The organism is Akkermansia sp. KLE1798 (genome assembly GCF_001580195.1).
GTDB classification, from domain to species: Bacteria; Verrucomicrobiota; Verrucomicrobiia; order Verrucomicrobiales; family Akkermansiaceae; genus Akkermansia; species Akkermansia biwaensis.
Genome location: NZ_KQ971097.1, coordinates 71,773 through 85,342 on the forward strand (window position 1 = coordinate 71,773; position 13,570 = coordinate 85,342).

A 13,570-nucleotide genomic window follows, 5' to 3' on the forward strand; every position below is an offset into this window, starting at 1 on the left:
GTTTTCTATTGTCGGTATTCCTCCAGCTTGCGGGCCAGATCGCGGGAAACCTCGGAAGGCTCCCGTTCCTCGGTCACGGTCATCTTGACCACCATGCCGCGCGCTTCGTAATATTTGGCCACCGGGAGGGTCATGGCCTCAAAGTCTTTCCATCGGCGCGCGAAAGATTCCAAGTTGTCATCCTTGCGGGAGACCATCTTTCCGCCGCACCTGGTGCACACTTCATCGGGGGTCTGTACCACGTAGCCGCAGGTGGAGCATTCCCGGCGGCGCAGGATGCGCTGTTCGATGAGCTCCCTGGCTACGTCCATCCAGACGACCACGTCCACGGCGGTTCCGCGCTGGGTCAGGAAATGGTCCAGGGCCTCCGCCTGGGCGACGGTACGGGGATAGCCGTCCAGCAGCCAGGCATCGTTGTCCACCTCGGAAAGCCAGCCGCGCACCATGTCGTTGACGATCTCGTCCGGCACCAGCATGGCCTTGTCCATATAGCTGAGCGCCTTGCGGCCCAGCTCCGTGCAGGATTCAATCTCCCGCCGCAGCATGGAACCCGTGCTCAGGGAATTCAGATTGAAAGTATCGGTCAGGAACCGTCCCTGGGTTCCTTTGCCGGATGCGGGAGCCCCAACCAGAATAAAATGCTTGAGATCCTTCATGTCTGTCACTTTCAGAAAGGTTGTGAAGCGCTGCTTCAATGCATGGCATTATATGCTACGGCCCCGGCCAGTACAAGCACGGCGATGACGATCCACATCGCAGCGACCGTACGGCTGCCTGCGGCGGAGCCGGTGCCCTGGACATGGCCGTATTTGCCCTTGAGCTTGCCTTTCTTCAGGAAGCCATCGTAGTTGCGGGAAAGGAGCGTGGTTTCCACCTGGCGCATCATGTCAAGCAGCACGCCGACGAGAATCAGAAGGCTGGTGCCGCCGAAGAACTGGGTAACCAGATAGGGGATGCTGCCGCCGATGTTTAGCAGGTACGGCAGGAAATAGATGAGGGTCAGGAAAGCGGAGCCGGCAAAAGTCAGCCTCTGCATGGTCTGGTCCAGGAAAAGGGCGGTGGGGGGGCCGGGACGAATGCCGGGGATATAGCCGCCGTTGCGTTTCAGGTCTTCCGCGATCTGGGAGGGCTGGAACATGGTAGCCACCCAGAAGTAGGAGAAGAAGAAGATCATGAGGGCTGAAATGATGTAGTAGCCGGAGGAAGCGGGGTTCATCCAGTCGTTCATCTTGGTGGCAATCCACTGCAGCGTGGTGTTGTAATGGGCGATCTGAGAGAAGAGTACCTGCGGCAGGGACAGAATGGCCGTGGCAAAAATGACGGGCATCACGCCGGAGTAGTTGAGCTTGAGCGGCAGGTACTGCGTGGCCCCGCTGAACATTTTGTTGCCCATGACCCGTTTGGCGTACTGCACGGGTATTCGCCGCTGGGCCTGCGTCACCGTGACGACGAGGGCCACGACGATGATCAGGAAGGCTATCAGGGCCACGAGCAGCATGGCGCCCATGGGGACAACCGCTCCGTCCTTGTACACGAGGGTCTTCCACGCCAGGGTGACCGCGCCGGGGAGGGCGTGAATGATGTTGACGGAGATAATGAGGGAGACGCCGTTGCCTACGCCACGCTCCGTGATCTGGTCACCGATCCACATCAGGAACATGGTGCCGGCCACCATGATGAGCACGGTCATCAGCGCAAACTGCATGCCGGGATTGATGACAAGCTGGCAGTCCGCGGGAATGTTGAGACCCAGGGATTTCAAGCGGTCAGGATGCTCCAGGGTGCCTACCAGGAACCAGCCCTGCACGATGGCAATGACGATGGCAATGGCACGCGTCCATTTGGTCATTTTCTGGCGTCCGCCTTCCTCCCGCACCATCTTGGCCCACTGGGGAACCACGGCGGAAAGAAGCTGGGTCATGATGGAAGCGGAGATATAGGGCATGATGCCGAGGGCAAAAATGCCGCACTGCTGCAAACCGCCGCCGGAAAAGATAGTCAGGACGGTAGCCAGTCCCGCGCCGGGGCCGCTGGCATTGGCGGAGGCTTCAATCACCTTTTGCAGCTCCATGACGTCAATGCCCGGCAGGGGTATCTGCACCCCGAGGCGGACAACGACGATCATCGCCAATGTGAACAAAATCCGGTGCCTGAGCTCCGGTACTTTCATGGAGTTTGCAAATGCGGATATCATGGTCCTGTTATATAAAAGTTGTCGCGCAGCTTTAAGTCCCTGTCGCGGCGGCTTGTACCCGGGGCATCCATGGGGGCCGCAACAGTAAACACAATGATGCGAACCGGGTCAAGCTGCATGACCCGGTTCGCCAAATGTGATTAGGCCTCGCTAAGCGCAGTGACGGAGCCACCGGCCTGGACGACCTTTTCGCGGGCGCTGGCGCTCACGAAGTCCACGATCACGTTCAGGCTCTTGGTCAGAGTCCCGTTGCCGAGAAGTTTCACGGCGTCACAGGGGCCCTGGACGAGCTTGGCGGCGCGCAGGGAGTTTTCATCAACCGTGGCACCGGCTTCAAACACGCGTTCGAGCTGGGAGAGGTTGACGATGAGGATTTTGTCCTGGAAGCGGGTGTTGTTGAACCCCTTCTTGGGCAGACGGCGGTGAAGGGGCATCTGGCCGCCTTCAAATCCCGGGCGGATGGTGCCGCCGGAACGAGCCTTCTGGCCCTTGTTGCCTTTGCCGCAAGTCTTGCCAAGACCGGAGCTTTCCCCGTTGCCAAGACGCTTCTTGCGGTGCTTGGCGCCCGGATTGGGCTGGATAGAATGAAGCTGTAACATGTTATTTACAATGGTTGGGTTGTCGTGGAGGCGGCGGCGCGGGGCTGCCGCCTCCTTGTCAAATTAGATGGCCTTTTCCTTCTTCTTGCCGCGGTCGGCAAGCACCTGGTCGCTCGTACGCAGGGAAGCGAGAGCCTGCAGGGTGGCCTTCACCACGTTGGCGTGGTTGGAGGAGCCGAGAGACTTGGCAACAATGTCGCGCACGCCGGCTGCTTCCAGCACGGCACGGATGGTGTTGCCGGCGATCAGACCGGTACCGGGGGAGGCGGGCTTCAGGAGCACCTTGCCGCCGCCGAATTCGGAATAGACTTCATGCGGAATCGTGCCGTTGACGATGGACACGGGACGAAGCTGACGCTTGGCGGATTCCGTAGCCTTGCGGATGGCGTCGGCCACTTCGTTAGCCTTGCCGAAGCCGAATCCTACGCGGCCTTCCATGTCGCCGCTCACGACGAGGGCGGAGAAGGAGAAGCGGCGGCCGCCCTTGACGACCTTGGCGCAGCGGTTGATGAACACAACCTTTTCAGCCAGCTGGGGACCTTCTTCAACAGGAGCTTCAGCCTGGGGGCCACGGCGTCCGTCACGGCGCGGACCACGGGGGCCGCGTCCATTCTGACCGTCACGACGGGGACCGCGGGGGCCGCGGAAGTCGCGACCGGCAGGTGCGGTTTGCTGCGCTTGGGCGGGAGCGGGAGCTTCCGTGGCAGGAGCAGTGTTTTCCGTTTCGTTATTCATTTAGGGAATCTTTCAATTAGAATTTCAAACCAGTTTCACGGGCGGCGTCGGCCAGGGCCTTCACCTTGCCGCAGAACTTGAACCCACCGCGGTCGAAGACGACTTCGGTGACGTTGGCGGCCTTCGCACGTTCGCCGATCAGGTTGCCCACCTTGACGGCGGAAGCGCAGTTGGCGAGCTTGGAAGGGTCGGCGATGGAGGCATCGGCCGTGGACGCGGAGCAGATTGTCTTGCCCACCGTGTCGTCGATGATCTGGGCATAGACGTGACGGTTGGAGAAATAGACAGCCAGCCGGGGGCGGGAAGCCGTACCGGAGAGCTTTCTGCGGATGCGGCGGTGCACCTTGGCGCGGACGGCTTTGCGATTGATAGTACTCATCGTGTATAAATATGTTGCAATAGTTATTACCTGAATTACTTACCGACGCTCTTGCCTTCCTTGCGGCGGATAACTTCACCGGCGAAGCGCACACCCTTGCCCTTGTAGGGTTCCGGGGGATAGTACGCACGGACTTCAGCGGCAAACTGGCCTACGACCTGCTTGTCGATGCCTTCGACCGTCACTTTCGTGTTTTCGGTCACGGTCACCTTGAGGCCTTCGGGAATCACCTGGTTGATCGGATGGGACTTGCCCAGGTTCAGGTCCAGTATGTTGCCCTTGACGGCGGCACGGAAACCGACGCCGACGATTTCAAGGTTCTTGACGAAGCCTTCGGAAACGCCGATGACCATGTTGTTCAGAAGAGAACGGTTCGTGCCGTGCAGGGCGCGAAGCTGGCGGCTTTCGCCGGCGCGGTCAACGGACAGCTGATTGCCTTCAACGGTAGCGGTAATGCCTTCCGGGAGAGTCCAGGAAAGCTTGCCCTTGGGGCCTTCCACCTGTACGGAGGAGCCGTTAACCTTTACCGTTACCTTGTCCGGCAATGTGATGGATTTTTTACCAACTCGGGACATATGATTTAGGAAATGTTAATGGTTACCAGACAAGGGCGAGAAGTTCGCCGCCGATGCTCTGCTTGCGCGCCTGCGCACCAGTCATCACACCACGGGAGGTGGAGACGATGGCAATGCCAAGCCCACTGAGGACGCGGGGAATGTCCTGGGAAGAAACGTACTGGCGGCGGCCCGGCTTGGAGCTGCGCTTCACGTCGGTGACAACCGGCTTGCCCTGGGGGGTAAACTTGGTCTTCACCTTGATTTGCTTCTTCACACCTTCACCGATCACTTCGTAGCTCCAGATGTAGCCTTCTTCCTGAAGAATACGGGCGATTTCCACCTTGATGCCGGAGCAGGGTGCGGTAAATTCCTCATTGCCGGCCAGGCTGGCGTTCTTCAAACGGGTGAGGAAGTCGGAAATAGGGTCACTTAATACGGCCATAATAAGAAATAGTTAAGCGTTAGCGGTTTGAGTTTCTTCAGCCTTCTTCGCTTCGCGCATGGGCACGCCCAGGGCACGGAGCAGGTCGCGACCTTCATCGTCCGTGGGAGCGGACGTCACGAAAATGATATCGAAGCCAATCTGGCGCTTGATCTGGTCAAGTTCGATTTCAGGGAAGATGGACTGGTCGGAAATACCAATAGCATAGTTCCCGTTGCCGTCAAAGGACTTGTAGGGAAGTCCGCGGAAGTCGCGGATATTGGGGGCGGTGATATTGATGAAGCGGTCCAGGAATTCCCACATGCGGACGCCGCGCAACGTTACGCGGGCACCCAGAGGTTCGCCTTCGCGCACCTTGAAGTTGGCCACGCTCTTGCGGGCATAAGTGATGGACGGCTTCTGGCCGGTGATTTTTGCGATTTCGTTGACGGCATCTTCCACGGCCTGCTTGCGGTCCGGGTGCTTGCCCATGCAGGAGGTGACAACAATCTTCTCCAGGCGGGGAATCTGATGCACGTTCTTGTATGCATGCTTCGCTTGAAGGCCGGGAACGACCTTTTCACGGTAGTATGTTTGCAGTGTTGGTGTACTCATTGTTTTAGCGGGTCAGCTCTTGATAATGATTTATGGCTTAAGCGCAGGGTCAGGCAAAAAGCCTAGCCTACTTTCTTCACGTTGGAGATGTGAATCGGGCCGTTGATCTCCTGAATGCCGCCTTCCGGATTCTGTTCGGTCGGGCGCACGGCCTTTTTCAGCGTGCGGGCGCCTTCTACGATGACAGTACCTTTAGCAGCATTTACGGCGAGAACGGTGCCGCGCTTGCCCTTGTGGTTACGTCCGGTGATGATTTCTACTTCATCACCTTTTTTCACGTGGGTCTTCATATATGACTATTTCTTATGCGTTTATGCGATTAAGATCTACCACCCCCTTGGTGGCAGGGCAGGAAGAGTATTATAGGATGGGGCTTTTCGTCAAGCCCGCATCCTAAAAAAATCGTTTTTAGTTCTTGAACACGAAAAACGCACGCAGAAAAAGGAAGACTCCGCCCGTCCGTTCCAATTCCTTTTTTCCAGCTCCGTTTTTCATGGAGAGGATACCTTCCCGCAACGGACGCACGCCGCCGGATCATGGCCGGCCGCTTTTGCTGCATCAGTCCTCATCGGAAGGAATTTCCGCACCCTGCCAGCGCAGTTTGGCGCGCAGCAGAGCGCCGAAGTTCTGCTCCCGGAGATGCACCAGGGTCAGACTTTCCGGAGCCTTGCGGATAAGCAGACTTTCCCCCACTTCCATGGGATAGGCGGAACGGCCGTCCAGGGAATACACCATGGAATCGAAGCGGCCGCGCCGTTCCCTCGGCCTCAGGCGGATGGTCATGGTATCCGGCAGGACCACGGAACGGTTCGTGAGGCTGTGCGGGCAGATGGGCGTAACGCACACCACGCGGGACATGGGCCATACCAGCGGACCGCCGGCGGAAAGGGAATACGCCGTGGAACCGGTAGGGGTGGAAACCAGCACGCCGTCCGCATGGTAGCGGTTCAGCAATTCTCCGTCTATTTCCGCATCCAGGTCCACCATTTTTCCCGTCTGCGCACGGATCAGGGAAACCTCATTCAGGGCCAGCTTGCGTATGGATTCCGGAACGCCGTCCACCCTGATTCTGGTCACTTCCAGCATGGCGCGCTCATCCGTCTGGTAGGACCCCTCCTGGAGGGCATACGCCAGCAGCGGAAGCTCCTGCACGGAACAGGTAGTCATGAAGCCCAGCCTGCCCAGATTTACTCCGGCCAGGGGAACATGATGCATGGCCGCCAGCGAAGATACGGTGAGCATGGTCCCATCCCCCCCGAACGTCACGAGCATGCTGCACCGGCCGATCGTCTGTTCCAGCACTTCCGGCGTCTCAATAACGCAGGAGTTCAATCCGTGACGGGAAAGTTCGCGGCGCATGATGCGCAGCGCTTCCACCAGGCCGGGTTTTTCCGCCAGAGCAACCAGGCCAATTACCTTGGGAGGGTTCATACGCGCAATGTACTCCATTTCCCTTCCCTGCTCAACTGGTAAACCGCAGTCGGGCAAAGATTCCCGCCAGCCCCGGAAAACCACTAAATTCCAATTCCTCGTTCTTTTTTGTTATACAGGATTATAAATATGTGCTAAGGGTGAAAAACGTGAAATGGCCCATCCTTATTCTGCTGTCCTGCCTGCTGCCCGCCTGTTCCACAACAGGGAAAAGCCCGCATGTCCGGAATACGGATCCGGCCGTGCAGGCAACGGAGGCACATGTAAAAAATGCTCCCTACAAAGTCGGAGGAAAGAGATATGTTCCCATGAGCGTGCAGGAAGCCCTGAACTACAAGGAAACGGGATATGCCTGCTGGTATGGCGGAACAAAACACCGCCTCAGGACTTCTTCCGGAGAATATATCAATCCCCGGACCTCCCTGACGGCGGCCCACAAGACACTCCCGCTGCCATGCAAAGTAAAGGTTACCTGTCTGAAAACCGGGAAATCCGTCATTGTGAGGATCAACAACCGCGGACCATTTCACAGCAATCGCCTGATCGACCTGACCTCAGCGGCCGCGCACCGCATCAATCTGAACGGCCGCGGCGTAGGAAAGGTTCGTCTGGAAGTAATCTCCGTGGGCGACGGCAACTATGAAATCTTCGCCCGTTAGCCATACATTTCCATTACTTTTCTCCGCATTTCCGTTCATCCATGATCTCTTCCCGCATTCTCCTTGCCGGACTGTTCTGCCTGTGTCCATTTTCCCTGGCACAGAAAATTGAACCGGACCCCAAACATACGCTGATCATCATCTCCACCAGCGACATCCACGGCAATCTGGATAAATTCCCGAAACTGGCCACCTTGGTGAAAAAATACCGTTCCAAATTCCCTCATGTGCTGCTGATGGATTCCGGAGATTATTTCATGGGCAATCCCTTCGTGGACGACTGGGAAAAACCCGGACTGCCCATCACCATCCTGATGAACAAGCTGGGATATGACGCGGCGACCATCGGCAACCACGACATGGATTACGGACAAACGGCCCTCCGCGACCACATCAAGGGAATGCCGGGAACAAAATTCGTCGTTACCAACCTTTCCCCCTCCCCGCCTCTGGAAAACTGCTTCCTTCCCTATGCCTCCATTCCCATCAAGGGGACTCCCATCTCCGTAGGCGTCATCGGGCTGGTGGACATGCAGACCACGGATATCCTGAAGATGGACGGCATCACCTGGAAACTGCCGAATGAAACGGACTACAAAGGCGTCATGGACAGGTTCCGCCTGCATCACAACACGATCAATGTCATCCTCAGCCACATGGGGTATGATCACGATCTGAAAATGATGAAATATTCCCCGAACATCGACGTCATTCTGGGCGGTCATACCCATGTCATGCTGCCCAAGGGCCATCTGCGGACCGGCTCCCTGCTCAGCCACACGGGGCACAAGCTGAGCTACGCAGGAGTCACCAAAATCATCTTCTCCACGGATAAAAAGCCGGCCGTCCTCTCCAAATCCACGGAAGCCGTATCTCTGGACCACCTTCCGGACGACCCGGAAGTGAAAGAGATTGTCAGGCAGTTTACCTCCAACCCGTTTTTCAACCAGCAAGTTGCCATTGCCAAGGAAGAAATCACGCACGTCACCATAGGCCGGTATTTCTGCAAAGCCATTCAGAAAGCGGCAAACGCGGACATCGCCATTTACAACCGCGGCGGAGTCCGGGCCAAAACCCATCTTTCCAAAGGCCCCGTCACCATCAAGGACGTCTATGAAATGGAGCCGTTCCGGGAAACGGTCGTCACCTGCAAAATGACCAAGGCGGACATCGAACAACTGATCCTGACCAAATTCATGGCTCCCATGGAAAAGGAAGGCGGCATGCTGGAAGTTTACTGCGCCGGCTTTTCCTACCAGATCATGGACGGCATCAACCCAAGCATCACCAGCACATTGAGGGACGGAGTGATATACACCGTCGCCATGGGCGACTACCTGTGCAACAACTTCAACTTTCCCCAGCAGGGAGAAGGTTGCGCCGTCGGGAAATCCGTACGCCAGGCGTTAATATCCTACCTCATGCAGCTCAAGGAACTGGTGAATCCCCCGCCTACCCAGCTTCCCATCATTCGGAAGACGACATTCTCCCTGTAAACACGGAAAACATGCCGGAGGAAATGGGACATTCCTCCGCTTTCCGGCAAGCTGCGGCATCAAACACACATGCGGCGCCGGAATCATTTTCCGAACGCCATTTCCGCAGTCGAGAGACTCCGGCCTCAGCATCTTTTCCCAGGCCGCGTTTCCGTCTCCGTTCTTTTTTGCGGCAGCCTTGCAGAAACACAGGGAGCGGTTGAACGCACCGCAGGCCCATGTTATCATCAAGGCAGCCATGCAGCCGGAATCCCATCACGCAACGCCGGAGCGGAACAGGAACACGGACGATCTCCATATCCTGCCATCCGGAGCGCCTGCGATGGCCAGTCCGCCTTTTGACCGGCTGTTTGAAGCAGGCGCCGGCCAGGGATTGTACGCTCTTGCCACTTCCAACTGGGAAACGCCTCTCGGTACGGCGGCCTTTTTCCTGAAAACCATGGGAAGGCAGGCCCTCACCCGCATGGCCCATGCCGCCGCCGAACGGCCCGACGAAGTGGACAGCGTGCTGGACCACCTTCTGCCCAATGCAACGGAAAGGGTTTCCCTGACGGAGCAGTTCCCTCCCGTGCCGGGCGGCGAATACATCACGCCCACTGTCATCTCCCGATGGTTTGAAGACTTCCGCCGCCTGGTGAAAAAGGAAACCGGCGCACGCGGCATCACGCCCGCCGCCTGGCTGAAGGCCCTGGGAGCGCCCTGGGATCAGATCGGCAAGGTGTTTTTTCATCTGGCGGAAAACCGGGACGATTCCACGGGACTGCGCCCTTTCGCCTTCATGGCCACTTTCGCGCACCAGAGCGCGGCGGACAATCAGATACGGCACCTGCCCCTTTCCTCCGCCCTGAAACTTCACGAAGGCAACCATACGGCCCTGCTGGCCGTCCTCCAGCCTTTGCAGGAAGCCGCCCGTGAAAGCCGGCTGCTCCAAAACCTGCTGGAAAGCGGAAAAGTATACTCCCCCCTGGCCTGGAGCGCTTCGGAAGCCAGGGACTTCCTGCAGGACAGCCCTCTTTATGAGCGGGCGGGAATCATGGTCCGCATGGTGAACCTGTGGAAAAAGGCGCCTCCCAAACTTCAGGTGAAAGTTACGGCGGACACAGCGGACGGAGAAAAAGCCGTTCATTCCTCCGGTCTTTCCATCCCCGCCCTGTTGAAATTCTCCGTTTCCGCCACGCTGGGAGGCAGGGACCTCACCCCGGAGGAACTGGAAGAACTGCTCAATAACGGAGACGGCCTTATCCGTTTCAAGGGAGAATGGGTGCGCGTGGACGCCCAGAAGGTGAAAGACCTTATGGAACGCTGGAGCAGGGCGGCGCGCATGATGAGTTCCCTGGGCATCCCCCTGGTGCAGGGACTGCGGCTGCTGGTGAACGGCCCCGCGGACCGCCTGGCGGAACTCCCGGAACCGGACGAAGACTGTCTGATGGAACCGGGCGGCAACCTCCGCAGCATTCTGGACGTGCTGACAGGAGATTCCCCCGTACCCGTGCCGGAACTCCCGACGCATTTGGCCAGGATTCTGCGGCCTTACCAGAAGGAAGGCTTCTCTTTCCTGTACAGAACCACGGAAAAAGGGTTCGGCGCGTGCCTGGCGGACGACATGGGACTGGGAAAAACCCTTCAGGCCATTGTATGGCTGGACACGCTGAGACGGCAGGGAAAACTGGAGACCGTCCCGGCGCTCATCGTCGCCCCGGCCTCCCTGCTGGGCAACTGGAAGGAGGAGGCGGAACGCTTCGCCCCGGAACTTGTCCTGCGCATCATGCACCCTTCCGCTCCGGATTCCTGGCAGCCGTCCCCAACACGGATGGACACCCCATGCCACGCCGTTATCACAACCTACGGCATGGCCGTGCGCACTCCGGCCCTGGAGGACCTGCATTTTCCCGCCATTGTTCTGGATGAGGCGCAGGCCGTTAAAAACGCTTCTTCCGCGCGTTCCCGCGCCATCCGCGCCCTGCACGGGGAGAGGCGGATTGCCCTGTCCGGAACTCCCGTGGAAAACACCCTGAATGAAATCTGGAGCCTGATGGAATTCCTGAATCCCGGACTGCTAGGAAACAGAAAAAGTTTTGAGAAATTTACCCGCTCCCTGGAACGGGGATATGCCCCCCTCCGCCGGCTGATTCGCCCCTTTATCCTGCGCAGAATGAAAACGGATCCGGCCCTGCTTCCGGACCTGCCGGACAAGACGGAGATTCCCGCCTACTGCCAATTGACCCCGGAACAGGCCGCCCTGTACCATCACCAGATAGAGACCCTGCACGCAATGCTGGACGAGCCGGACCCGGCCAAACGCCTCATGCTCGTTCTCCCCGTGCTGGCGCGGCTCAAGCAAATCTGCAACCATCCCGCCCAATTCCAGGGCACGGACGACTATCTTCCGGAACGCTCCGGAAAATTCCTCCGTCTTCAGGAACTGTGCTCCTCCATCGCGGCACGGCAGGAAAAAGCCATTTTGTTCACCCAGTTCCGTTCCGTCATCCCCCACCTGCATGACCTGCTTTCCCGGGTTTTCGGCCGTCCGGGCCTCACGCTGCACGGAGGCACGCCCATTCCGGAACGTCAGAACATTGTCTCCTCCTTCCAGAAGGAATCAGGTCCTCCCTTCTGCATTCTGTCCCTGAAAGCGGCGGGAACCGGACTGACGCTGACGCAGGCCTCCCACGTCATCCATGTGGACCGCTGGTGGAATCCCGCCGTGGAAAACCAGGCGACCGACCGCGCCTACCGCATCGGACAGCACCGCAACGTTCTGGTGCACCGCCTGATTTGCCGCGGCACCATTGAGGACCGCATTGACGCCATGCTGACGGAAAAACGCCGCATGGCGGATGACCTGTTCTCCGGAGGACCGGAACAATGGCTGATGAACATGAGCCCGGAAGAATTGAAGAAACTGCTCTGCCAATCCTGAACAACGGCTTTGCCGCCGGCGGCGGACAAGCCGGGCATTCCGTTATTCCGCCTGCGCGAATAGGCAAGCCTCATGGCCCGCATGATGGCGTCCATGAGGCTTATTCCTATGTGGCGATGCTCCGGAAAAACGCCCGGTTCAGGAAATAACCCCCAGCGGAGCCGTGGTCTTCCAGCCGCCGCGGGTGAAATCCGGGAACTCCACGGGAACGCCGCCCTGCGCGATGGAATGCGCCGTCAAGGGCAGCAGGGAGGACCAGTAGGCTCCTTCATAAACGTTCTGATCCATCGGCTCTCCGCGGCGCAGGCATTCCACCATGCGGTACAGCATCACGAAGTCCATGCCCCCGTGGCCGCCCATCTTCATGGCCAGATCCCCTATGCGCTTCCAGAGAGGATGGTCATATTTCTCATAAACAGCTTTCAGCCCGTCCTTCCCCTGAATCCATTCGTGATAATTGCCGTTGCCCAGCTTCTCCCCGGCTACGCGGGTGGGAAAACCCGTCAGGGTGCCGGCAGTTCCCTGAATCAGATTGGAACGCGAATAGGGGCGGGGGGACGTTTCGTCCAGTTGAACGACGATGGTCCGTCCGAGGTTCGTTTTCACAATCGCCGTATTCATGTCTCCGCACACAAAGGGCGTGCGGTTCCAGCGGTGGTCGGGAGGAAGATGCTTTTTGGCGTAGGCCGTACGCCCCAGAGCCGGGGAGGCAAACGCCGCCAGACGGCTGAAATTGTCGTCCTTGCGCGCCAGGCTCATATACTGGGCTACCGGACCCAGACCGTGCGTGGGATACAGGTTGCCGTTGATTTTGGTATGGTACTCCGGCCGCCAGGCTCCCTCCCCGCGGGTATCCCCCAACTGCGTCACCAGGCAATGGATGTAGGAGGCTTCCCCGTGAAGCAGATCCCCGATCACTCCCTGCCGGACCATGTTGAGGAACATAAGCTCGTCGCGCCCGTAATTGACGTTTTCCATCATCATGCAGTGCTTCTGCGTCGCCTCGCTGGTATCCACGATCTTCCAGAGTTCTTCCAGGGAAACGGCCATGGGCACCTCCACAAAAGCGTGCGCTCCGTTCCGCATGCTGTCGCATGCGATGCGGGCATGGGAGCTCCAGTCCGTGCTGATAATAACTGCATCCGGCTTCAGTTCGCGGAGCATGGAGAGGTACTCCCTTTCACCGCCGGAATATCCCGCAGGCTTTTTCCCCGTTTTTTTCAGCACTCTGTCCACGCCGCGTTCCGTCAGATCCTGCTTCAAGTCGCACACGCCCGTGATCTCCACCCCGTCCATCACGCACATCTGCGCCAGATGGGAGAAGCCGCGGCCGCCCACGCCGATGAAAGCTATCCTGACCCGGTCCAGCGCGGGAGCCCGGAACCCGCCCATGTACACGGAGCCGGAGGGACGGGAAGGCGCCGGAACGCCGGTACTCCAAAGACGCTCCTCCGAGGGAATGTCCAGAGCCTGAGCCGTGAAACCGTTCCCGACCGCAGCCGCACCGGCTGCCAGCCCAAGGGATTTGAGAAATTCTCTGCGAGATGAAAAAATAGACATAATC

14 protein-coding genes are annotated in these 13,570 nt (G+C 58.5%); 3 read left to right on the forward strand and 11 right to left on the reverse strand.

The window, feature by feature from the left end; translation table 11 throughout:
- Positions 1 to 5: 5 nt before the first annotated feature.
- The 10 genes from HMPREF3039_RS11995 to HMPREF3039_RS12040 form a co-directional block, all read right to left on the reverse strand.
- Positions 6 to 656 carry an adenylate kinase family protein gene (locus HMPREF3039_RS11995; RefSeq protein WP_067572374.1) on the reverse strand — a complete coding sequence of 217 codons (651 nt, stop codon included), beginning with the start codon at positions 654 to 656 and terminating at the stop codon, positions 6 to 8.
- 35 nt (positions 657 to 691) lie between these two features.
- Positions 692 to 2,170 carry a preprotein translocase subunit SecY gene (gene secY / locus HMPREF3039_RS12000; protein WP_231863928.1) on the reverse strand — a complete coding sequence of 493 codons (1,479 nt, stop codon included), beginning with the start codon at positions 2,168 to 2,170 and terminating at the stop codon, positions 692 to 694.
- Between the two features lie 164 nt (positions 2,171 to 2,334).
- Complete coding sequence (rplO, locus tag HMPREF3039_RS12005) at positions 2,335 to 2,793, reverse strand: 50S ribosomal protein L15 (RefSeq protein ID WP_067572234.1); 459 nt, start codon at positions 2,791 to 2,793, stop codon at positions 2,335 to 2,337.
- A 63-nt stretch (positions 2,794 to 2,856) separates the two neighbouring features.
- A complete protein-coding gene (gene rpsE / locus HMPREF3039_RS12010; RefSeq protein ID WP_082770119.1) occupies positions 2,857 to 3,528 on the reverse strand; it encodes a 30S ribosomal protein S5 in 672 nt (223 codons plus the stop codon).
- Positions 3,529 to 3,544: 16 nt separating this feature from the next.
- On the reverse strand, positions 3,545 to 3,907 hold the full coding sequence (gene rplR / locus HMPREF3039_RS12015) for a 50S ribosomal protein L18 (protein ID WP_067572232.1): 363 nt from the start codon (positions 3,905 to 3,907) through the stop codon (positions 3,545 to 3,547).
- Positions 3,908 to 3,942: 35 nt separating this feature from the next.
- Positions 3,943 to 4,482, reverse strand: a complete 540-nt coding sequence (rplF, locus tag HMPREF3039_RS12020) for a 50S ribosomal protein L6 (protein ID WP_067572230.1) — start codon at positions 4,480 to 4,482, stop codon at positions 3,943 to 3,945.
- A gap of 22 nt (positions 4,483 to 4,504) precedes the next feature.
- Positions 4,505 to 4,906 (reverse strand): 30S ribosomal protein S8, encoded by a 402-nt coding sequence (gene rpsH, locus HMPREF3039_RS12025; RefSeq protein WP_067572228.1) that lies wholly within the window; start codon positions 4,904 to 4,906, stop codon positions 4,505 to 4,507.
- A gap of 12 nt (positions 4,907 to 4,918) precedes the next feature.
- Complete coding sequence (gene rplE / locus HMPREF3039_RS12030; protein WP_067572227.1) at positions 4,919 to 5,500, reverse strand: 50S ribosomal protein L5; 582 nt, start codon at positions 5,498 to 5,500, stop codon at positions 4,919 to 4,921.
- 62 nt (positions 5,501 to 5,562) lie between these two features.
- The gene (rplX, locus tag HMPREF3039_RS12035; protein ID WP_067572226.1) at positions 5,563 to 5,790 is read right to left on the reverse strand and encodes a 50S ribosomal protein L24; all 228 of its coding nucleotides are present in this window, start codon (positions 5,788 to 5,790) and stop codon (positions 5,563 to 5,565) included.
- A gap of 268 nt (positions 5,791 to 6,058) precedes the next feature.
- Complete coding sequence (locus HMPREF3039_RS12040) at positions 6,059 to 6,931, reverse strand: NAD(+)/NADH kinase (RefSeq protein WP_067982108.1); 873 nt, start codon at positions 6,929 to 6,931, stop codon at positions 6,059 to 6,061.
- A 149-nt stretch (positions 6,932 to 7,080) separates the two neighbouring features.
- On the opposite strand from HMPREF3039_RS12040, the gene HMPREF3039_RS12045 reads away from it, so the two are divergent.
- The 3 genes from HMPREF3039_RS12045 to HMPREF3039_RS12055 all read left to right on the forward strand — a co-directional run bounded on the left by HMPREF3039_RS12045 (position 7,081) and on the right by HMPREF3039_RS12055 (position 12,006).
- Entirely contained in the window at positions 7,081 to 7,590 is a 510-nt protein-coding gene (locus HMPREF3039_RS12045) for a septal ring lytic transglycosylase RlpA family protein (RefSeq protein ID WP_067982105.1), read from the forward strand.
- 41 nt (positions 7,591 to 7,631) lie between these two features.
- Positions 7,632 to 9,086: a bifunctional metallophosphatase/5'-nucleotidase gene (locus HMPREF3039_RS12050; RefSeq protein WP_067572221.1), complete on the forward strand. Its 1,455-nt coding sequence runs from the start codon at positions 7,632 to 7,634 to the stop codon at positions 9,084 to 9,086.
- A gap of 199 nt (positions 9,087 to 9,285) precedes the next feature.
- Entirely contained in the window at positions 9,286 to 12,006 is a 2,721-nt protein-coding gene (locus tag HMPREF3039_RS12055) for a DEAD/DEAH box helicase (RefSeq protein ID WP_067572219.1), read from the forward strand.
- A 138-nt stretch (positions 12,007 to 12,144) separates the two neighbouring features.
- Here HMPREF3039_RS12055 and HMPREF3039_RS12060 read toward each other — a convergent pair whose 3' ends face one another.
- Positions 12,145 to 13,566, reverse strand: coding sequence for a Gfo/Idh/MocA family protein (locus tag HMPREF3039_RS12060; protein WP_067572217.1), 1,422 nt, complete (start codon positions 13,564 to 13,566; stop codon positions 12,145 to 12,147).
- Positions 13,567 to 13,570 lie beyond the last annotated feature (4 nt).